Origin of the sequence: Burkholderia lata, assembly GCF_902499335.1 — a bacterium.
GTDB classification, from domain to species: Bacteria; Pseudomonadota; Gammaproteobacteria; order Burkholderiales; family Burkholderiaceae; genus Burkholderia; species Burkholderia lata_B.
In genome coordinates this window covers 92,679-112,439 of sequence record NZ_CABVQK010000008.1, presented here as the reverse complement: position 1 = coordinate 112,439, position 19,761 = coordinate 92,679, and the positions used below count along the sequence as shown (strand labels likewise).

Sequence of the window (19,761 nt, the reverse complement as noted above, 5' to 3'; positions counted from 1 at the left end):
GGTCAGGCGCGCGACGCGGCCGGCACGCACGAGTCGGCCGACAGGATGCGTTTCATCTCGTCGCGCACGATCGCGCGGCAGCCGCACGACATTTTTTCGAGGCCGTCGAGGTCGGCAAGCTCGATCGAGCTCCGGTATTGCCGGATCAGGCCCAGCTTCTGGATTTCGCCGGCGGCATCGGTGACCGTTTCGCGCCGCACGCCAAGCATCTGCGCCAGCATGCTGTGCGTCACCTGGATCTCGATGCTGCGGGTCCGGTCGTACGCGAGCAGGAACCATCTGCATAGCTGATGTTTGAGCACGTGATGGCGGCTGCAGAACGTGATCTGCGAGACCTGCGCCATCAGCAGCCGCACGCAGATGAACACGAGATGGCGGATCACCGGCGACGTATCGAACGCGGCGGCGAACACGCGCCGGTCGAGCCGGTAGACGAAACCGTCGCGGCAGGCGACGGCCCGGCAGGGCATCCGGCCGCTGCCGCCGATCACGTCGTCGCACACCACGCTCTCGCTGCCGATCTCCGCGACTTCCAGCGTCATGCCGCCGGACGACACGTACTGCAGCGAAATCGCGGTCGTGACGGGCAGGTAGACCGCCGCGAGCATTTCGCCGGGTTCGCAGAGCACTTGCCCCGATTTCAGGTGGACGAGTTGAAGGTGGGGGACCAGCGTCGCGAGCTCGTCGCGGTCGATGGCCGCGAGAAACCGGTTCGCATCGAAACTGTGGGAAAGCTCGATCGTGCCGTTCGCGTACGCGACGGCGTCAGGGGCCTGGTGAGTCACGGCGCATCCTCGTAGGGTGGCGGTCGCGCGTCGTCGCGGCGATACCCCGAAATGGGGGATTCGCACGATCGTGCGGACTTGTGTTCGTCAAAAATGGAGTGACGATACTGGCGAAAAGGCTAGCACGCCATTGAATTCAATCAATTGCACATTGCGTCATTTCACAAAGTTTGACGATTTTGGCTGGGTGCAAACGTTATCTGGATTTAATGATTCATTTCGACGGAATTAATCATCCGGAAATTGAATGCGACGTCGATCATTCATTCCGTGTCGGCCGGTGATCAATCGCGCGGGGGGCGTGCATCGCATCGTTAAAGTGCGTTAAAGGCATTGAACATTGTTTGACAAATAAATGGCGCGCGCAAAAATGACGATGTAAATCAACGGCTTGTGGTCAAAATGTGCGGTAGGTGACAGAGCCTGAAATTAGTGTGCCGATTCAAATTTGAGACAGTTTCAAACGGCCGTGTGAGGCGTAACGCCGCAGTGGAGTGCTGCCCGGTACATCATGGAAACAATTGAAAATCGACTGTAAGTATATGAACAGCAAGCCTCGCGGCACCGGTGCGGCTTCTGCGGCGCGACGCAGGTGAAATGATCAGTCAAATGGTGTGCGGTGTCCATTGCCGGGAAGAGTGTCCGGAAATGAGACGCTTTTTTTGTTTTTCAGCCGGTAATTCGGGTGATCTAAATCAGGCGTGATTCATATATTAAGGATGGGCATGTATTGGCACGTAAATCGCTTATTCGGGCTGGCGTGTCGAAACGGGACGACCGACTCGATCCGGCGACAAGCCGATGGTCAGTCGCAATCAGGGTTGTGGCCGCAACCCCTGCCAACGTCCTGGCACGCATCGCTATAACGAGTTCCGTGCACGCGGCTGCAGGCGGCGCGGACGATAAAAGGGATACAGACATGCTTCATCTTCACTCGAGCTTCTCGGCGAATGCCATCCTCGATGCCCTCCCCGAGGACAGCATCCGCACCATCGCACCGCATCTCGAACTGGTCAGGATCAAGGCCGGGATGCTCGACCGTGTCGGCGAGCCGATGCGTCACGTGCATTTCCCGACGACGTCGATGATGTCGGTGCAGCACCTGATGGAAGACGGTGCGATGGTCGAGGTCGCGCAGGTCGGCCGCGAGGGGGTGGTCGGGCTGGCGACGATGGTCGGTGGCGCTGCGGCGTCGCTCCGGGTCGAGGTCCGCATCGGCGGGATGGCCTATCGCGTGCCGAGCTGCGTGATGCGCGCGGAATTCGAGCGCTCGCCGGCGACCTACCGCTTGCTGCTCAATTACTGCCAGGCGACGATGGCGCAGATCTCGCGCAGCGCGCTGTGCAACCGTCATCACTCGGTCAGCGAGCAGCTCAGCCGCTGGCTGCTGCTTGCGCACGACCGCATCGACGGCGACGAACTGGCCGTCACGCAGCAGACGATCGCGAACATGCTCGGCGTGCGGCGCGAAGGCGTGACGGAAGCGGCGGGCAACCTGCAGGAAGCTGGGTTGATCCGGCAGCGCCGCGGCCGTATCACGGTGCTCGACCGCGACGGCCTCGAACATCATGCATGCGAATGCTACGACCTGATTCGCGCCGACTATCGCAGGTTGCTCGGCACGCGCGGCACGGCGAGGCCGACGCCGGTTCGGCCCCGCATGCCGGAGGGGCATCGCGGGTTCCCGGCACATGGTGCGTGACGATGCAGTCGAGGTCCGGTGGAACGAATGCGATGCGGCGTGCCGCGATCGCAGCGACCGACGTCGTGCTCGTGCTGACAGGCGCGCTCGCCGCGCAGGCGGCGTCGGGCCTCGCGTGGCGCGAGCTGTCCGACGCGCAGCGCGGCGCGATCGCGCTGCTGTGCGTGCTGACGGTGGCATTGCTGCCGCGCTACCTGCGCACCGTGCGTGGCGGCGTGGCACCGCAAGGCGGCACGCATGCGCTGACACAGACGACGGTGGCGCTCGTCTGCGCGAGCGTGCTGACGGTGACCGCCGCGTTGTGGATCATGAACCGCGGCGGCACGATCACGACCCGCTGGATCGTGCGCACGGTGCTGGCCGGCGACGCCGCGTTGCTGCTCGGCCGTGCCGCGCTGCTGGCGTTCGCGCTGACGCGTGACGACCCGCGCGCGCGGCAGCGCCGCGTCGCGGTGGTCGGCGCAACGGCCTACGGGCGTGTCGCGGTCGAGCGGATGCAGCTCGCGCCGCAAGGGCCTTTCGTGGCGGCGTGCGTATTCGATGACGACGCACAGGCTGCCTCCGGCGGCATCGGCGGCGTGCCGGTGATCGATGACTGGAACGCGCTACGCGACCTGATTCGTCGCGGCGAAATCGACGAGGTATGGCTCACGCTGCCGATGTCGCACGAGTGGCGGATCCAGCGCATCGTCCGCGAGTTGCGCGACGAGTTCGTGGAGTTGCGGCTGCTGCCCGACGTGCGGCAGATGGCGGTGGTCGATCGCTCGGCGACCGACGTGCTCGGCATGCCGGCGATCAACCTCGCGACCACGCCGCGCTCGGCGCCGGAGCTGTGGGCGAAGTTCGCGTTCGACCGGCTGTTCGCGTTCGGCGTGCTGATTCCGTTGCTGCCGCTGCTGTCGATGCTGGCGATCGCGGTCAAGCTGTCGTCGCCGGGGCCCGTGCTGTTCAGGCAACGCCGCAAGGGCGTCGACGGCCGCGAGTTCGACATCCTGAAGTTCCGGACGATGCGCGTGCATCGCGCACAACCGGGCGTCGTGCGGCAGGCATCGCGCAACGATTCGCGGATCACGCGCGTCGGCGCGTTCCTGCGGCGCACGTCGCTCGACGAGCTGCCGCAGTTCTTCAACGTACTGTTCGGGCAGATGTCGGTCGTCGGCCCGCGTCCGCATGCGATCGAACACGACGACTTCTACCGGCAACTGATCGACTGCTACATGTATCGCTACCGCGTGCGGCCCGGCATCACCGGATGGGCACAGGTGAACGGCTATCGCGGCGAGACGCGCAAGGTCGAGGCGATGGAAGCGCGCGTGAAGTTCGATCTGTTCTACATGCAGAACTGGAGCTTCTGGTTCGACATGAAGATCATCCTGTTGACGGTCGTGCGGGGGTTCATCGGGCGCAATGCGTTCTGAGGATGACAAATCATCGGAAGAGGCTAACCACGCCGTCAATCACGTCAGGGGATCGACGTCGAACCGAAGTGCGGGCGTGACAGCGCGGTGAATTGCTGCGCTGCGGCTGCGATGCGGGGCCGCGAGGCCCGAGCCGGGCGTCGCGTTTTCGCGTCCGTCCCCAGTTTCTGCAAGCACTTCACGTGCATCGCAGTGCACGCTGATTCCGGTCAACACACGCGTGTTCAATGGGTTTATCCTGCGTCGAATGCGTCCGGCACTTCGTGTCTCCGTACGCACATCCGGACACGGTGGCAGGCGGTGACGCCTGCCCGCCGCGCACCGGCGCGACACCGCGCGCCGCAATGCTCCGCGCGGAACCCGGAACAGGAGAGACGGCCATGGCGCTCGACCAACAACAACGGCAGACGCTGAAACAGCGGCTGAACGAGAGCGAGCAGACGTTGCGTGCGGAAATACGCACGAGCGAAGACCAACGTGCGTCGGAATCCTATGCAGACCTCGCCGGCGCGGCGCCGGACGAGGGCGACGAGGCGAATGCGGATCTGTTCGTCGACGTCGATCATGCATTGATCGGCATGAAGCTGACCGAACTGCGCGCGATCGGCCGCGCGCTGCAGCGGATGCGCGACGGCAGCTACGGCGAATGCATCGACTGCGACGGCTCGGTCGGCTACGAGCGCCTGCTGGCACGCCCGGCCGCCGAACGCTGCACGCATTGCCAGTCGATCTACGAGCGGCAATACGCGACGACGCCGCGCGCCTCCCTCTGACTCTGACTCTGACGTCACGACCGCAACGGCGCTGCACGCGCGGCGCGGCCGGCGTACGATGATGAACGGGCGCCCGGCGGCGTCAGCATGCGGCGCCGGGCGGGCAGACGCCGTCGCGCACGCGTGCGGCGCCATCCACGTGGAAGGGAGCCACGCCGATCATGCCGATCCACAATGCCGGGTGTGCGGCCGTGTTCGCCGAGATTGCCGACATGCTCGAGATCCAGGGCGCCAACCCGTTCCGGGTGCGTGCCTATCGCAATGCCGCACGGACGATTGCCGACTACGGGCGCGATATCCCGACGATGATCGCGAACGGCGACGATCTCGGGAAGATTCCGTCGATTGGGCCCGATCTCGCGTCGAAGCTGCGCGAGATCGCCGCGACCGGCACCTGCGAACTCCAGCAAACGCTACGCCACGCGCTGCCGGGCGCGATCGTCGAGTTGCTCGACGTGCCGGGGCTCGGCGCCAAACGCGTGAAGGCGCTGCATGATGCACTGCACGTCGATTCGCTCGAGCAGCTTCGCGCGGAAGCGAAGAGCGGGCACGTGCGCGAGCTGCCGGGCTTCGGTGCGAAAACCGAAGCGCATCTGCTCGAAGCGATCGACGACCGGCTGAAGCGCGAGCCCCAACGTTTTCTGCTGCCGGATGCGGCGCACTCGCTGCTGCCGCTGCTCGAAAAGCTGCGCGCGATGGCCGGCGTCGGCAAGGCCGTGCCGGCCGGCAGTTTCCGCCGCCGCCGCGAGACGGTCGGCGATCTCGACATCCTCGTCACCGCACGCGATCCGGTGGCCGTCGCCGAAGCGTTCGTCGGCTATGGCGAGGTGGCGCGCGTGCTGGCGCACGGCAAGACGAAGTCGAGCGTCGTGCTCGCCAGCGGGTTGCAGGTCGACCTGCGTGTCGTCGATGCCGACGCGTTCGGCGCGGCGCTCGTTTACTTCACGGGATCGAAGGCGCACAACATCGCGTTGCGCAGGATCGCGCAGGCAGGCGGGCTGAAGATCAACGAGTACGGCGTGTTTCGTGGCGACGAACGGATTGCCGGCGCGACCGAGGCGTCGGTCTACGCCGCGATCGGGCTGCACGACGTGCCGCCCGAATTGCGCGAGGATCGCGGCGAGATCGACGCGGCGCGCGCGGGCACGCTGCCCGCGCTGGTCGAGCGCAAGCACGTCCATGGCGACCTGCATGCGCATACCGACGCATCGGCCGGCCGTGACAGCCTGCGCGCGATGGCCGATGCGGCACGCGCACGCGGGTTCGCGTACCTGGCCATCACCGACCGGGCACCGCATGCCGGCAGCGGCCGCAACAGCTTCGACTGGCTTGCGCACCAGCTCGACGAGATCGATCGCCTCAACGCGTCGTTCGACGATTTCGTGCTGCTCAAGGGTGTGGAGGCCGGCATTCGGGAGGACGGCAGCCTCGATGTGCCCGACGCGATGCTCGGCCGGCTCGATCTCGTGATCGGTGCGGTACGCGACGGCTTCGAGTTGCCGCGTGACGCGCAGACCGCGCGCATGCTGCGCGCGATGGACCATCCGCATTTCACGATTCTCGCGCACCTGACGGGCCGCGTGCTCGGCGAGCGCGACGCATGCGAACTGGACGTGCCGCGCGTGATCGCGCACGCCGCGGCGCGCGGCTGCTTCGTCGAACTCGATGCGCAGCCGCGGCGGCTCGACCTGCCGGACATCTGGTGCCGCGAGGCCGCGAAGGCCGGCGTGCCGGTGGCGATCGGCTCGGATGCGTGCAGTGCGGACGAACTCGACAATCTTGCGTACGGCGTCGATCAGGCGCGACGCGGCTGGCTCACGCGGCCCGACGTGCTGAACACGCGCACGCTGGCGCAATTGAGGCCGCTGCTGGCGCGCACGATGGGGGCGGGCGGCGCGTCGAAGCGCAGCGGCGGCGCGAAGGGTGCGTGAACGCGGCCGGCCGCGCGTGCGGTCAGCCGCTAGCCGTACTTGAATGCGGTCACGTCATGCCAGCACGCGGGCCGCCGGCACATAGGGCAGGCCGAGCGCCAGCGCGACCGCTTCGTACGTGATGTGTCCGTCGCACACGTTCAGGCCCGCGCGCAGATGCGGATCGTCGGTCATCGCCTGCTTCCAGCCCTTGTCGGCGAGCGCGAGCGCAGCCCCAAGCGTCGCGTTGTTCAGCGCGAAGGTCGACGTGCGCGCGACCGCGCCCGGCATGTTCGCGACGCAGTAGTGCACGACGCCGTCGACGACGAAGGTCGGGTTCGCGTGCGTCGTCGCATGCGAGGTCTCGAAGCATCCACCCTGGTCGATCGCGACGTCGACGACGACCGCCCCCGTGCGCATCGTCGCGATCATGTCGCGCGTGACGAGCCGCGGCGCCGATGCGCCCGGCACGAGCACGGCGCCGATCACGACGTCGGCATCGCGCACGGCTTCGTCGATCGTGTGCGCATTCGAGCAGACGGTCGTGATCCGGTTGGCGAAGACGAGGTCGAGCTGGCGCAGCCGGTTCACGTTGGTGTCGAGCACGGTCACACGTGCGCCGAGGCCGACCGCCATCTGCAGCGCGCCGGTGCCCACCACGCCCGCGCCGAGCACGACGACGTGCGCGGCCGGCACGCCGGGCACCCCGGCCATCAGCAGGCCACGCCCGCCGCGCGGGCTCTCGAGGTGAGTCGCCGCGACCTGGATCGACATGCGCCCGGCCACCTCGCTCATCGGCGCGAGCAGCGGCAGGCCGCCGCCGGAGCCCGTCACGGTTTCGTACGCGATGCAGACGGCGCCGGACTTCACGAGCGCGGCCGCCTGGTCGGGATCGGGCGCGAGATGCAGGTACGTGTAGAGGATTTGCCCGCGCCGCAGCATCGCGCATTCCGCCGGCTGTGGCTCTTTCACCTTGATGATCATGTCGGCGCGCGCGAAGACTTCGTCGGCGCCGTCGCAGAGCGATGCGCCCGCGGCCGTGTAGTCGTCGTCGAGCAGGCCGATCGCCGTGCCCGCGCCGCGCTGCACCAGCACGCGATGGCCGTGCCGCGTCAGCTCGTGTGCGCCGGCCGGCGTGAGGCCGACACGGTATTCGTGGTTCTTGATCTCCTTCGGCACGCCGATCAGCATGAGTCGCCTCCATGGCCTTCGTTATCGTTGTCGTACAGGTGCGCCATGCGGCGAACGCTGCACGTGCGGCCGATCGCGCAGCGGCGTATCGACTGCAGTACTGGAATAACAGGGTAGTAGTGCGCGGAGGGAAGTCAAGCGGCCGGCCCGCAAGCGCCTGCACGTGCACTGCATCGCAACATGCGTGGTGACGGGTTGCGACCGGACGTCGCAATGCACGTGTTGCCGGGTTTCGGTATCGTCACGTGTGTCGCGGGCCGAGACCGCGTGCCGGAACTTCGCCGGCAACACATCGAAACAACGAGACGAGGGCATTGACCGACATGACCGGAGCGTATTTCAGCGTGCCGACGCTTTGCGCAATCGCGCTCATTCACGTCTACTGGGCGTTGGGTGGGCGGCGCGGCAAACGAGCGGCCATTCCGGAGCAGGACGGCGAGCCGTTGCTGCGACCGACCGCCATTGGCACGCTTGCCGTCGCGGCGGCATTGCTGGGCGGCGCGTGCGTGGTTGCCGCGCGTGCCGGCTGGCTGGGGCCGAACGCGTATCCCGGCACGATCTCGTTCGCGGTCGTTGCGTTCGCACTGATCTTCGCGGTGCGGGCCGTCGGCGATTTCCGTTACGTCGGCTTCTTCAAGCGGATTCGCGGGTCGCGTTTCGCGCGGATGGACACGCTGTATTACTCGCCGCTTTGCGCGGCGCTGGCGCTGTCCATCGCATCGATGTTCTGGCCGTGGTGAGCGCGCGTCTCAGCGTGCGGGACTGTCCATCTCTGTGAGGAATTCCGCCGGCACGGTGTCGGTCAGCCATACGCCGTTTTCGGCAACGAAGAACGTGTGGCCTTGCCGATGCATGCGCTGCGCATCGACCTCGAGTATCACGGGCACGCCGTAGCGCGTGCCGACTGCCAGCGCCGTCCGGATGTCCGGCGACAGATGCACACGATGACGGGCGCCAGGTTTCAGCCCTTGCGCCCGAATCGAATCCAGGAAGCGTGTTGCGGTGCCGTGATAGAGGCGCTCGGGTGGCTGCGCGGCCGGATAGCTGCGCTGCACGACGGGCGTCGAATGCCCTTGTACTGCACGGATGCGACGGCCGTCGTCGGAAAGGGCGAAGCGCTGCTTGTCGTTGGTCGCGCAGACGGTTTCGAGCGTCGCGCGATCGAGTGGGTGCCCGTGGCGGGCGGCACCGGCGATCAGTTCGTCGATGTCGGCCCAGCCTTCCGGGTCGAGTTGCAGCCCGATCGTTTGCGGCGCGTGCCGCAGCAGGTAGCTGAGATATCGGCTGATGCGGGTCGCGTCGGGCGCCGGCAGTTCATTCTTCTGTTTGCTCATGAGACGCGGAGGCTACCAGACCGCCATGCAAACCGGCACCCGCGCGTGCGCCGCGTGGCTGGAAAGAGACAGCCTTCGACGCGGCGCGCCACACAACAATCCTCTCCCTGACGCCCGCATCGGCAGGTAATCACGCGATCCTTGATCGTTCCGGCTCCCGGATTTTTCAATTGTTGCGATTTTCGATGCATTGAATTGCATTGATGTCGCCTTTTTATGGAACCGGTTCCATATATAATTCGCGGCACTCGGCGCCGGACCCCGAAAGAGGGTCGTGCACGTCGCGCTTGCTGCCGGCAAACGCGGCGTCTAAGTTGAATGAGGGTCATGAGCGATGAGGGGCAGATGCAGGCGGATGCCGGTATTTGTCAGACGATAAGGCTCGCAAAGAGGCCGATCCGTGCAGCGCAGCCTGAACTGGCGCGATGCGCGGCTGCATGAAGGCGCTGCCGCGCATTGCACGGGCGGCGCCTGCAGCGAGGTTGTTCGCAACAGACGAAAGAACAGGACGGCCAGCCGCATGCGGCATGGCTGCCATGCCGGACATGCCGCATGCGGAGTGCGCGCGTCCGGGCCCCGATCCCCAACGATCAACATCCGACCATGTCCACGCCACCTGACAAACCCAACTCGCGCCGTCGTTTCCTGCGCACGTCGGTCGCGCTCGTGCCGATCGCGTCGGTCGCCGGCTGCGACCTGCGTTCGTCGTCGCCTTCCGCGACGACCGGCAACGCGCCCGGTGCATCGGCCAACGCCGAACGCGCCCCGTACAAGCCGACCTTCTTCGATGCGAAGGAATGGGCGTTCGTCCAGGCCGCCGTCGACCGGCTGATTCCGGCCGACGCCGAAGGCCCCGGCGCACTCGAATCGGGCGTGCCCGAATTCATCGACCGCCAGATGGAGACGCCGTATGCGAACGGCGCCACCTGGTACATGCAGGGGCCGTTCCAGCAGGGCGTGCCCGAGCTCGGCTACCAGTTGAAGCTGGTGCCGCGCGACATCTACCGGCTCGGCATCGCGGCGGTCAACCGCTATTGCGAGAAGACCCACGGCAAGGCGTTCGCGGATCTCGACGCGCCGACGCGCGACACCGTGCTCGGCGCGCTGGAGAAGGGCAGCGCGCAGATCGACGACGTGCCGCCCGGCGTGTTCTTCGGTCAACTGCTGCAGAACACGCACGAAGGCTACTTCTGCGATCCGGTGCATGGCGGCAATCACGACATGGCCGCGTGGAAGATGATCGGCTTTCCGGGCGCGCGCGCGGACTTCATGGATTTCGTCAACCAGAACGGCAAGCCCTATCCGTACGGCCCCGTCTCGATCAACGGGGAGCGCAGCTGATGGCCGCAGAGAAAAAACCGCATGTCGATGCGGTGATCGTCGGCTTCGGCTGGACCGGCGCGATTCTCGCGAAGGAACTGACCGAAGCGGGCCTGAACGTCGTCGCGCTCGAGCGCGGCGAGTATCGCGACACCTATCCGGACGGCGCGTATCCGAATACGATCGACGAGCTGACCTACAACGTCCGCAAGAAGCTGTTCCTCGACCTGTCGAAGACGACCGTGTCGATCCGCCACGGCCTGCAGGACACCGCGCTGCCGTACCGGCAGCTCGCCGCGTTCCTGCCGGGCGAAGGCGTGGGCGGCGCGGGGCTGCACTGGTCGGGCGTGCATTTCCGGATCACGCCGGAAGAGCTGCGCCTGCGCAGCCACTATGAAGAGCGCTACGGCAAGAAGTTCATCCCCGAAGGGATGACGATCCAGGACACCGGCGTGACCTACGACGAGCTCGAGCCGCATTTCGATTTCGCCGAGAAGGTGTTCGGCACGTCGGGGCAGGCGTACAAGGTCGGCGGCAAGGTGGTCGGCGACGGCAACGTGTTCGAAGCGAACCGCAGCGACAACTTCCCGCTGCCCGCGCAGCTCAACACGTATTCGGCACAGCGCTTCTTCGATGCGGCCAAGTCGCTCGGCCTGCATCCGTACCGGCTGCCGTCGGCGAACACGTCGGGCCCGTACACGAACCCGTACGGCGTGCAGATGGGCCCGTGCAACTTCTGCGGCTACTGCAGCGGCTACGCGTGCTACATGTACTCGAAGGCGTCGCCGAACCTGAACATCCTGCCCGCGCTGAAGCAGGCGCCGAACTTCGAGCTGCGCTCGAAGTGCCACGTGCTGCGCGTGGACCTCGACGATACGAAGAAGCGCGCGACGGGTGTGACCTACGTCGACCCGGCCGGGCGTGAAGTGCACCAGCCGGCCGATCTCGTGATCGTGGCCGCGTTCCAGTATCACAACGTGCACCTGCTGCTGCTGTCGGGCATCGGCAAGCCGTACGACCCGATCTCCGGCGAAGGCGTCGTGGGCCGCAATTTCGCGTACCAGAACCTGTCGACGATCAAGGCGTTCTTCGACAAGGACACCTACACGAACCCGTTCATCGGCGCAGGCGGCAACGGCGTCGCGGTGGACGATTTCAACGCGGACAACTTCGACCACGGCCCGCTCGGCTTCGTCGGCGGCTCGCCGCTGTGGGTGAACCAGGCCGGCGTGAAGCCGATCAGCGGCATCGCGACGCCGCCCGGTACGCCGCAGTGGGGCTCGGCGTGGAAGAAGGCGGTCAAGGACAACTACGCGCACACGATCTCGATGGACGCGCACGGCAGCAACATGTCGTACCGCGACGTGTATCTCGACCTCGATCCGACCTATCGCGATTCGTACGGCCAGCCGCTGTTGCGGATGACCTTCGACTGGAAGGGCAACGACATCAAGATGGCGCAGTACGTGACCGGGCAGATGAAGAAGATCGCGGAGGCGATGGGGCCGAAGGCGATCGGTGTGTCGACGCGCGAGTTCGGCAAGCACTTCGATTCGCGTGCATACCAGACGACCCACCTCGTCGGCGGCGCGATCATGGGCACCGACCCGAAGACGAGCGTGCTGAACCGCTACCTGCAGTGCTGGGACGTGCACAACGTGTTCGTGATGGGCGCATCGGCGCTGCCGCAGGGCATCGGCTACAACCCGACCGGGATCATCGCGGCGCTGGCCTACTGGTCGGCACGTGCGATCCGCGAGCAATACCTGAAAAATCCCGCCCCGCTGGTGACCGTATGAAGAGGACGATGAACCACAACGTCGCGCGCCGGATGTCGCGCGCGCTGGCGGCCGGTGCGGCCTGGGCCGCGTTCGGCTTCGCGGGCACGGCGGCCTTCGCGCAACCGGCAACCCCCGCGGCAGCTTCCGGCACCGCGGCAGCACCCGGTGCCCAATCCGCCGACGCGGCCCTGATCAAGCGCGGCGAATATCTCGCGCGAGCGGGCGACTGTATCGCATGCCACACCGCGAGCGGCGGCAAGCCGTTCGCGGGCGGGCTGAAATTCGATACGCCGATCGGCGGGATCTATTCGACGAACATCACGCCGGATCCGAAAACGGGCCTCGGCGGCTGGACGGTCGAGGACTTCACGCGGGCGGTGCGCGAAGGCGTGCGCAAGAACGGCGACACGATGTATCCGGCCATGCCGTTTCCGTCCTATGCGCGCCTGACCGACGACGACATGAAGGCGCTGTACGCGTACTTCATGCACGGTGTCGCGCCGGTCGAGCACGAGAACCGCGCGGTCGACATCGTGTGGCCGCTGTCGATGCGCTGGCCGCTCGGCATCTGGCGCAAGATGTTCGCGCCGACGCCGAAACCGTTCGACGCGGCGCCGTACACCGATCCGGTGGTCGCGCGCGGCGCGTATCTCGTGCAGGGTCTCGGCCACTGCGGCGCGTGCCATACGCCGCGCGCACCGACGATGCAGGAGCGCGGGCTGACCGACGCGGACGGCCCGGACTTCCTGGCCGGCGGCGCGGCGATCGACGGCTGGGTGCCGACGAGCCTGCGCGGTGAGCCGCGCACGGGCCTCGGCACGTGGACGGAAACCGAGATCGTGCAGTTCCTGAAGACGGGCCGCACGCTGCGCACGGCCGCGTTCGGCGGGATGACGGACGTGGTCGGCCACAGCATGCAGCACATGACCGACGACGACCTGAACGCGATCGCACGCTACCTGAAGACGCTGCCGCCACGCGTGCAGGGCGAGCAGCCGCACGTGTACGACGCGGCTGCCGCGAAGGCGCTGCAGACCGGCGATGCGAGCAAACCGGGCGCGGCCGTCTATCGCGACAACTGCATGGCCTGCCACCGCAGCGACGGTCACGGCTACACGCGCGTGTTCCCGGCGCTCGCCGGCAACCCGGTCGTGCAGGGCGACGATCCGACCTCGCTGATCCACGTCGTGCTGGAAGGCAGCGCGCTGCAGGGCACGCGCACCGCGCCGTCGACGTTCACGATGCCGCCGTTCGGCTGGCGCCTCTCGGACCAGGAAGTCGCGGACGTGTCGAACTTCGTGCGCACGAGCTGGGGCAACACGGGTGCGCCGGTGACGGCCGCGCAGGTTGCGAAGGTGCGCAAGAGCGTGCCGTCGACCCGGCCCGAACCGCCGCCGGGCGCGCGGTTCCCGCAAGTGTCGCGCTGACGGGGCGGCGGGGCGCCAGCCCCGCCGGATCGATGGACTTCAAGGCGCCGCCGCACCCGCGCGGCGCCTTTCGTTTCGCCGGGGTTGCACCCCGCAAAGGCGCGCCACCGCGTGAAATTTTCGCAGTGTCGCGCATTTTTCCGCCTCATCCCTTATCCTTTCGTTCTTGAACCTTACTAAATAGTTACAATAACTCGGGAGGGGGGATGCCTCATGACGTCAGCCTGATTGCGTTGCTCGCGGCCGGTTTCGGTCTCGCGATGGTCTTCGGTTATTTCGCGTCGCTGTTGAAAATGCCGCCGCTCGTCGGCTATCTGCTCGCCGGGATCGTGATCGGCCCCGGCACGCCCGGCTTCGTCGGCGACCTGTCGCTCGCGCAGCAGCTCGCCGAAGTCGGCGTGATGCTGCTGATGTTCGGCGTCGGCCTGCATTTCTCGCTCGGCGATCTGCTCGCGGTGCGCAAGATCGCGCTGCCGGGTGCAATCGTCCAGATTACGGTGGCCACGCTGCTCGGCGGCGGGCTCGCGCTCACCTGGGGCTGGAGCGTCGGGGCGGCGCTCGTGTTCGGGCTCGCGCTGTCGGTCGCGAGTACCGTCGTGCTGCTGCGCGCGCTCGAAGGGCGCGGGCTCGTCGAGACGGTCAACGGGCGCATCGCGGTGGGCTGGCTCGTCGTCGAGGATCTCGTGATGGTGCTCGTGCTGGTGCTGCTGCCGCCCGTCGCGGGGCTGCTCGGCGGCACGCCGCCCGGCGACGCGCATGCGGCCGGCGGCAGTGTGTGGGGCACGCTCGGCGTCACGATGCTGAAGGTCGCGGCGTTCATCGCATTGATGCTGGTGGTCGGCAAGCGCGTGTTTCCGCGCATTCTGTGGCTCGTCGCGCGCACGGGCTCGCGCGAGCTGTTCACGCTGTGCATGATCGCGGCCGCTGTCGGCATCGCGTTCGGCGCGGCGAAGCTGTTCGACGTGTCGTTCGCACTCGGCGCATTTTTTGCCGGGATGATGATGCGCGAGTCGGAATTCAGCCGGCGCGCGGCCGACGAGACGCTGCCGCTGCGCGACGCGTTCTCGGTGTTGTTCTTCATTTCGGTCGGGATGCTGTTCGACCCGAAGATCCTGCTCGCGGAGCCGCTGCACGTGATCGAGGTCGCGGCGATCGTGGTGATCGGCAAGACGCTCGCGGCGGTCGCGCTCGTGATCGCGTTCCGCTATCCGCTGAACACCGCGCTGACGGTCGGCGCGGGGCTTGCGCAGATCGGCGAGTTCTCGTTCATCCTCGCAGGGCTCGGCCGTGCGCTCGGGCTGCTGTCGGCCGAGGGGCAGAGCCTGATTCTGGCGGTCGCGCTGATCTCGATCGCGATGAACACGCTGCTGTTCGCGATGATCGATCCGGCGCTCGTGTGGATTCGCAAGCATTCGGCGTTCGCGCGCAAGCTCGAGGCACGCGACGATCCGCTCGCCGCGCTGCCGATGTCGACGCCGCAGACGCACTTGACCGGGCAGGTCGTGATCGTCGGCTACGGCAAGGTCGGCACGCGGATCGCGCACGCGCTGGATGAGCGCGGCATCGCGTATGTCGTCGTCGAGCAGAATCGCGAGCTCGTCGAGAAGCTGCGCGCGGACGGTATCGCGGCCGTGTCGGGCGATGCGATCGAGCCGATCGTGCTCGTCCAGGCGCACATCGCGCGCGCCGGGATGCTGGTCGTCACGCTGCCCGATGTGTTCGACGTGCGGCAGATCGTCGAGATCTCGCGCACGCTGAACCCGGCGCTCGAGGTCGTGCTGTGCACGAACAGCGGCGACGAGGCCGCGCTGCTGTCGAACGAGGGCATCGGCACCGTTTTCATGGGCGAGACCGAACTCGCGCGCGGGATGACCGAGCACGTGCTCGGCAGGATGACGAAGCCGGTTGCGGCCGCTGCGCATTAAGGGCGCGCGGCATCGCGCCGCGCACCGGGCAGGGCGCGGCGGCCCGGGCGGCCGCCGGCCCCGCGCACCGCTTCACGATCAGTAGAACGTCTCCAGCGTCAGTTCCTGCGCCATCACGCGGTTGCCGGCCAGCAGGCCGCCGTCGACGGGCAGTGCGACGCCGGTGATGATCCGCGCGGCCGGCGAACACAGGAACAGTGCAGCCTGCGCGACGTCGTCTGGTGTCGCGAAATCGTCCAGCGGATACCACTTCCTCAATTGCTCGAACACCTGCGGGTTGCGCTCCACGCGCGCTTCCCACGCGGGTGTCTTCACGGTGCCCGGTAGCACAATGTTCGCGCGCACGCCGTCGCGGCCGTATTCGATCGCGAGCGATTTCGTGTAGCTGATCAGCCCGGCCTTCGCCGCGCTGTACGCCGGATGCCCGAGCGCATGCACACCGTTGACCGAACCGATGATCGCGATCGCGCCGCGCCCTCGCTCGCGCATGCCGGGCAGCACGGCTTCGACGCTCACGTAGGTGGCCGTCAGGTTCGCGTCGAGATCCGTGCGCCAGGTGGCGGGCGTCGTGTCGCGCAGCGTGGTCGACGCCGCCGTGCCCGCGTTCGCGACGAGCACGTCGGCTTGCGGATGCGATGCGAGCAGCGAACGCAACCGCTCGACGTCGGTCAGGTCGTCGACGACCGGCGTCGCGCGCGCGTCGCCGAGCGTATCGAGGAAGCGGTCGAGCGCCGTGCGGTCGCGGTCGAGCGCGAGCACGCGGTCGCCGGCCGCGAGGAAGGTGCGGCACAGCGCCTGGCCGATGCCGCCGGCGGCGCCCGTCACGAGGGTGGTGCGTGTCATGTCGGCTCCTTGGGCTGGCTCACAGACCGAGCGCGGCGCGCGCCTGCTTTTCGTTGTCGCGCGTGATCAGCGTGCCGGACGTCAGCACGAGCGGCGGCGGCGCCTGGTTCTTCATGATCCAGTCGTACATGTTGATGCTCGTCTGGTAGCCGTGCTGGCGCGGATTCAGCAGGATCGAGCCGTAGAAGCCGGTCGGCTTCGGCTTCGCGAATTCGTTGAGCGCGACCTGGCTGCCGTTGATGCCGACCGCGACCATCGCGTCGGCGCCGATGCCGCGCCCCTCGGCGGCGCGTACCGCGCCCACCGTCGTGTCGTCGTTCGAGCCGAACGCCACCCAGCGCTTGAAATTCGCATGCTTGGTGAGCGCGATGTTCGCCGCGTTGAATGCGCCTTCGGTGTCGGCCGTCATTTCGGGCGCGTCGATCACGTTCGCGGCCGGGAAACCGGCGGCCTTGAGCGCATCGACCGCGCCGGTCGTGCGCTCTTTGGCGGTCGGCAACTGGTCGTACGCGATCCGGATGATGCCGACCTCGGCCGGATTCCAGCCGCGCCGCTTCGTTTCGTCCGCGATCGCCTGGCCGACCTGCTGGCCGATCTTGTACGCGGAGATGCCCATGTGCGGTACGCCCTGGAGCGGCGCGCCGCGGCCGTCGACGAGCTGGTCGTCGACCGACATCAGCTTGATCCCCGCGCGCTTCGCCTTGGCGGCGATGCCGGGGCCGAGCTTCACGTCGGGCGCGCAGATGATCACGCCCTGCGCCTTTTGCGCGGCGAGGCTGTCGAGCGCGGTCGATACCTTTTCGCCGCTCGGCGTCGCGATCTTGATCAGCGTGAAATGCTTTTCCTTCGCCGCCTGTTCGGCGAAGCGCCATTCGTCCTGGAACCACGGATCGTCCGGCTGTTTGACGAGAAAGCCGATTTTCAGATCGGCGGGGTCGGCGGCATGGGCGGGCACCCCGCCGACCAGCACCGCGCTCGCGATGGCCAGTGCGAGCGTCTTCCAGTGGAATCGCATGCGTCTCTCTCCTTTGTTGTAGTCGCGCACCCGGGCAGGGCTGCCCGACGCGCTGAAAAATTGTAGGAGGAGGCAGCGGGAACGCTCAAATGATGCGCGGCGTTCCTAGAAAGTGGGACGGTGCCCGATGGCGGGGAGATGTGCGGCGGCGACGCGGCTGTCGGGGCGTGACGCGCGCGCCGGTGGGCGGCGCGTCGCGCGGGCTGCGTCGATCAGCCCGCCGCCGTGTTTGTCTGCGCCGGCGCTCTCGACGGCGCGGCAGTCTTCAGCGTCGCGGCCGTTTTAGGCGCAGCGGCCGTCTTTGCCTGCGTCGTCGCTTTCGGCGCAGCCACCGTCTTCTGCGGCGCAACGGCCTTCGCCGGCGGCGTCTTCTCCGGCTCGACCGGTGCATCGGGCGGCACGCCGAGCAGCTGCAGCGAGCCGCTCGTGACCGACGCGAACACCGGGCCAGCCACCGTGCCGCCGTAGTAGCCCTTGCCGCGCGGCTCGTCGATCATCACCGCGACGATCAGGCGCGGGTTGCTCATCGGCGCCATCCCGGCGAACAGCGCACGGTACTTGCCCTTCGCATAGGTCGCGCCGACCTGCTTGCGCGCGGTACCCGTCTTGCCGCCGATCCGGTAGCCGTCGACGCGCGCGCGGCGCCCCGTGCCGCCTTCGCCGACCGCCATCTCGAGCATCGAGCGGATCGACGCGGCCGTCTGCGCCGACGTCACGCGGTGGCCGCGATGCGCATCGATCGTCTGCTGGTCGGTGCCGTTCTTCAGCAGCGACACCGGGTGCAGCGTGCCGTCGCCCGCATAGGCCGTGTAGGTCTGCGCGATCTGCAGCAGCGACATCGACAGGCCGTAGCCGTATGCCATCGTCGCCTGTTCGATCGGCCGCCAGCGCTTGTAGCCGCGCAGCCGGCCCGATGCGACGCCCGGGAACGTCAGTTCCGGCGCGCGGCCGATCCCGTATTCCTGGTACTTGTTCCAGATCGTTTCGGCGGGCAGGTTCAGCGCGAGCTTCGCGAGCGCGACGTTGCTCGACTTCTGCAGCGCCTGCGCGACCGTCAGCGAGCCGTGGTTCGACGTGTCGTGGATCACGGCCGGGCCGATCTTGTAGGTGCCCGGCGATGTGTTGATGATCGTGTTCGGCGACACCTTGCGCTCGTCGATCGACAACGCGACGACGAGCGGCTTGATCGTCGAGCCCGGTTCGAACGTGTCGATCACCGCGCGGTTGCGCAACTGCTGGCCGGTGAGGCGCGCGCGGTCGTTCGGGTCGAAGGTCGGGTAGTTCGCGAGCGCGAGGATCTCGCCGTTCTGCGCGTCGAGCACCACGACGCTGCCGGCCACCGCGTTGTTCTCGACCACGGCCGCCTTGAGCTGGCTGAACGCGAGCTGCTGGATGCGGCGGTCGATCGTCAGTTCGATCGTCGCGCCGTGCTGCGCCGGGACGAGCGGGCGCGTGTCCGACACGATGCGGCCCAGCCGGTCGCGGATCACCTCGCGCTGCCCGGACGTGCCCACCAGGCGCGCATTCGCCGCGAGCTCGACGCCTTCCTGGCCTTTGTCCTCGACGTTCGTGAAGCCGACCACGTGCGCCGCCGATTCGCCTTCCGGGTAGAAGCGCTTCGAATCGGCGATCTGCGTGACGCCGTCGATCGCGAGCTTGTCGAGCTTGCCCGCGGTGTCCGCGTCGACCTGCCGCTTGAGCAGCACGAACGTCTTGTCGTTGCCGAGGCGCCGCTTGACCTCGACGAGCGGCATGTCGAGCAGCTTCGAGATCTGCGGGTAGTCGGTGTCGGCGACCTGTTTCGGGTTCGCCCAGATTTCATAGGTCGACAGGCTGACTGCGAGCATCGCGCCGTTGCGGTCGACGATGCGCCCGCGCGTCGCGTCGAGCTCGATCGTGCGCTGGTAGCGTTTCTGGCCCTGGCCGACGTAGAACTCCTTGTTTGCGACCTGCACCCAGAACGCGCGGCCGATCAGCGCGGCGAACGCGAGGAACACGAGGATCACGATCAGCTTCGAGCGCCACATCGGCAGGCGTGACGCGAGCATGGGGTTCTTGGTCGCGGCCGCGTACGGATCGGCGGGGTGGGTCTTCTTTTTCACGCTCATGCAATGGCCGGGTCGGGCCGCCGAGGGGCGGCGAGTCAGTCTGGATAATGCGATTGTAATAAATGAGTAAACACCGTGTGGGGAAAGTATGTTCCGGCCCCGAGAAAAAGCGGGTGCAGGTGCTTCGACATGGGGAGAAAAGGGGAGGGAAAGGCAGGGCGGAAGCGGAATTTCACCGACGCGGCAGGCGATGAACGGCGGGCGATCCGCTGCGTGTCGATCCGGGGGG

Annotated in this window: 15 protein-coding genes; 9 read left to right on the top strand and 6 right to left on the bottom strand. The window is 67.1% G+C overall.

Features of this window, described 5'->3' with window-relative positions:
- Window positions 1–2 precede the first annotated feature (2 nt).
- Complete coding sequence (locus BCO18175_RS20705) at window positions 3–785, bottom strand: Crp/Fnr family transcriptional regulator (RefSeq protein WP_174983606.1); 783 nt, start codon at window positions 783–785, stop codon at window positions 3–5.
- A 919-nt stretch (window positions 786–1,704) separates the two neighbouring features.
- Between BCO18175_RS20705 and BCO18175_RS20700 the strand changes: the two genes are divergently transcribed.
- The 4 genes from BCO18175_RS20700 (at window position 1,705) to polX (ending at window position 6,609) form a co-directional block, all read left to right on the top strand.
- A complete protein-coding gene (locus tag BCO18175_RS20700; RefSeq protein ID WP_174983604.1) occupies window positions 1,705–2,487 on the top strand; it encodes a Crp/Fnr family transcriptional regulator in 783 nt (260 codons plus the stop codon).
- Between the two features lie 2 nt (window positions 2,488–2,489).
- The gene (locus BCO18175_RS20695) at window positions 2,490–3,905 is read left to right on the top strand and encodes an undecaprenyl-phosphate glucose phosphotransferase (protein ID WP_254608136.1); all 1,416 of its coding nucleotides are present in this window, start codon (window positions 2,490–2,492) and stop codon (window positions 3,903–3,905) included.
- Between the two features lie 380 nt (window positions 3,906–4,285).
- The gene (locus tag BCO18175_RS20690) at window positions 4,286–4,678 is read left to right on the top strand and encodes a TraR/DksA family transcriptional regulator (RefSeq protein WP_174917259.1); all 393 of its coding nucleotides are present in this window, start codon (window positions 4,286–4,288) and stop codon (window positions 4,676–4,678) included.
- A gap of 161 nt (window positions 4,679–4,839) precedes the next feature.
- Entirely contained in the window at window positions 4,840–6,609 is a 1,770-nt protein-coding gene (gene polX, locus BCO18175_RS20685; protein WP_174983602.1) for a DNA polymerase/3'-5' exonuclease PolX, read from the top strand.
- Window positions 6,610–6,663: 54 nt separating this feature from the next.
- Here the strand turns inward: polX and ald are convergent, their stop codons facing one another.
- On the bottom strand, window positions 6,664–7,779 hold the full coding sequence (ald, locus tag BCO18175_RS20680) for an alanine dehydrogenase (protein ID WP_174983600.1): 1,116 nt from the start codon (window positions 7,777–7,779) through the stop codon (window positions 6,664–6,666).
- A 323-nt stretch (window positions 7,780–8,102) separates the two neighbouring features.
- On the opposite strand from ald, the gene BCO18175_RS20675 reads away from it, so the two are divergent.
- Complete coding sequence (locus BCO18175_RS20675) at window positions 8,103–8,519, top strand: DUF3995 domain-containing protein (protein WP_174917291.1); 417 nt, start codon at window positions 8,103–8,105, stop codon at window positions 8,517–8,519.
- A 9-nt stretch (window positions 8,520–8,528) separates the two neighbouring features.
- Here the strand turns inward: BCO18175_RS20675 and BCO18175_RS20670 are convergent, their stop codons facing one another.
- Complete coding sequence (locus tag BCO18175_RS20670; RefSeq protein WP_174983598.1) at window positions 8,529–9,113, bottom strand: RNA 2'-phosphotransferase; 585 nt, start codon at window positions 9,111–9,113, stop codon at window positions 8,529–8,531.
- A gap of 603 nt (window positions 9,114–9,716) precedes the next feature.
- Between BCO18175_RS20670 and BCO18175_RS20665 the strand changes: the two genes are divergently transcribed.
- The 4 genes from BCO18175_RS20665 (at window position 9,717) to BCO18175_RS20650 (ending at window position 15,566) form a co-directional block, all read left to right on the top strand.
- Window positions 9,717–10,454, top strand: a complete 738-nt coding sequence (locus BCO18175_RS20665; RefSeq protein WP_174983596.1) for a gluconate 2-dehydrogenase subunit 3 family protein — start codon at window positions 9,717–9,719, stop codon at window positions 10,452–10,454.
- A complete protein-coding gene (locus BCO18175_RS20660) occupies window positions 10,454–12,232 on the top strand; it encodes a GMC family oxidoreductase (protein ID WP_174983594.1) in 1,779 nt (592 codons plus the stop codon). The genes BCO18175_RS20665 and BCO18175_RS20660 overlap by 1 nt, the downstream gene beginning before the upstream one ends.
- Entirely contained in the window at window positions 12,229–13,641 is a 1,413-nt protein-coding gene (locus tag BCO18175_RS20655; protein ID WP_174983592.1) for a cytochrome c, read from the top strand. The genes BCO18175_RS20660 and BCO18175_RS20655 overlap by 4 nt, the downstream gene beginning before the upstream one ends.
- A gap of 206 nt (window positions 13,642–13,847) precedes the next feature.
- Window positions 13,848–15,566: a cation:proton antiporter domain-containing protein gene (locus tag BCO18175_RS20650; RefSeq protein WP_174983589.1), complete on the top strand. Its 1,719-nt coding sequence runs from the start codon at window positions 13,848–13,850 to the stop codon at window positions 15,564–15,566.
- 78 nt (window positions 15,567–15,644) lie between these two features.
- On the opposite strand, the gene BCO18175_RS20645 is transcribed toward BCO18175_RS20650, so the two are convergent.
- From BCO18175_RS20645 to BCO18175_RS20635, 3 genes are all read right to left on the bottom strand, one after another.
- Window positions 15,645–16,409: an SDR family oxidoreductase gene (locus tag BCO18175_RS20645; RefSeq protein WP_174983587.1), complete on the bottom strand. Its 765-nt coding sequence runs from the start codon at window positions 16,407–16,409 to the stop codon at window positions 15,645–15,647.
- A gap of 19 nt (window positions 16,410–16,428) precedes the next feature.
- On the bottom strand, window positions 16,429–17,424 hold the full coding sequence (locus BCO18175_RS20640) for an arabinose ABC transporter substrate-binding protein (RefSeq protein WP_174983585.1): 996 nt from the start codon (window positions 17,422–17,424) through the stop codon (window positions 16,429–16,431).
- 212 nt (window positions 17,425–17,636) lie between these two features.
- The gene (locus tag BCO18175_RS20635) at window positions 17,637–19,532 is read right to left on the bottom strand and encodes a peptidoglycan D,D-transpeptidase FtsI family protein (protein ID WP_174983583.1); all 1,896 of its coding nucleotides are present in this window, start codon (window positions 19,530–19,532) and stop codon (window positions 17,637–17,639) included.
- Window positions 19,533–19,761: the final 229 nt, after the last annotated feature.

Excerpts from the sequence above, each read along its gene's own strand:
- BCO18175_RS20700 (WP_174983604.1), top strand. The coding sequence starts at position 1,705 with ATGCTTCATCTTCACTCGAGCTTCTCGGCGAATGCCATCCTCGATGCC.
- BCO18175_RS20695 (WP_254608136.1), top strand. The coding sequence starts at position 2,490 with ATGCAGTCGAGGTCCGGTGGAACGAATGCGATGCGGCGTGCCGCGATC.
- BCO18175_RS20690 (WP_174917259.1), top strand. The coding sequence starts at position 4,286 with ATGGCGCTCGACCAACAACAACGGCAGACGCTGAAACAGCGGCTGAAC.
- polX (WP_174983602.1), top strand. The coding sequence starts at position 4,840 with ATGCCGATCCACAATGCCGGGTGTGCGGCCGTGTTCGCCGAGATTGCC.
- ald (WP_174983600.1), bottom strand. The coding sequence starts at position 7,779 with ATGCTGATCGGCGTGCCGAAGGAGATCAAGAACCACGAATACCGTGTC.
- BCO18175_RS20675 (WP_174917291.1), top strand. The coding sequence starts at position 8,103 with ATGACCGGAGCGTATTTCAGCGTGCCGACGCTTTGCGCAATCGCGCTC.
- BCO18175_RS20670 (WP_174983598.1), bottom strand. The coding sequence starts at position 9,113 with ATGAGCAAACAGAAGAATGAACTGCCGGCGCCCGACGCGACCCGCATC.
- BCO18175_RS20665 (WP_174983596.1), top strand. The coding sequence starts at position 9,717 with ATGTCCACGCCACCTGACAAACCCAACTCGCGCCGTCGTTTCCTGCGC.
- BCO18175_RS20660 (WP_174983594.1), top strand. The coding sequence starts at position 10,454 with ATGGCCGCAGAGAAAAAACCGCATGTCGATGCGGTGATCGTCGGCTTC.
- BCO18175_RS20655 (WP_174983592.1), top strand. The coding sequence starts at position 12,229 with ATGAAGAGGACGATGAACCACAACGTCGCGCGCCGGATGTCGCGCGCG.
- BCO18175_RS20650 (WP_174983589.1), top strand. The coding sequence starts at position 13,848 with ATGCCTCATGACGTCAGCCTGATTGCGTTGCTCGCGGCCGGTTTCGGT.
- BCO18175_RS20645 (WP_174983587.1), bottom strand. The coding sequence starts at position 16,409 with ATGACACGCACCACCCTCGTGACGGGCGCCGCCGGCGGCATCGGCCAG.
- BCO18175_RS20640 (WP_174983585.1), bottom strand. The coding sequence starts at position 17,424 with ATGCGATTCCACTGGAAGACGCTCGCACTGGCCATCGCGAGCGCGGTG.
- BCO18175_RS20635 (WP_174983583.1), bottom strand. The coding sequence starts at position 19,532 with ATGAGCGTGAAAAAGAAGACCCACCCCGCCGATCCGTACGCGGCCGCG.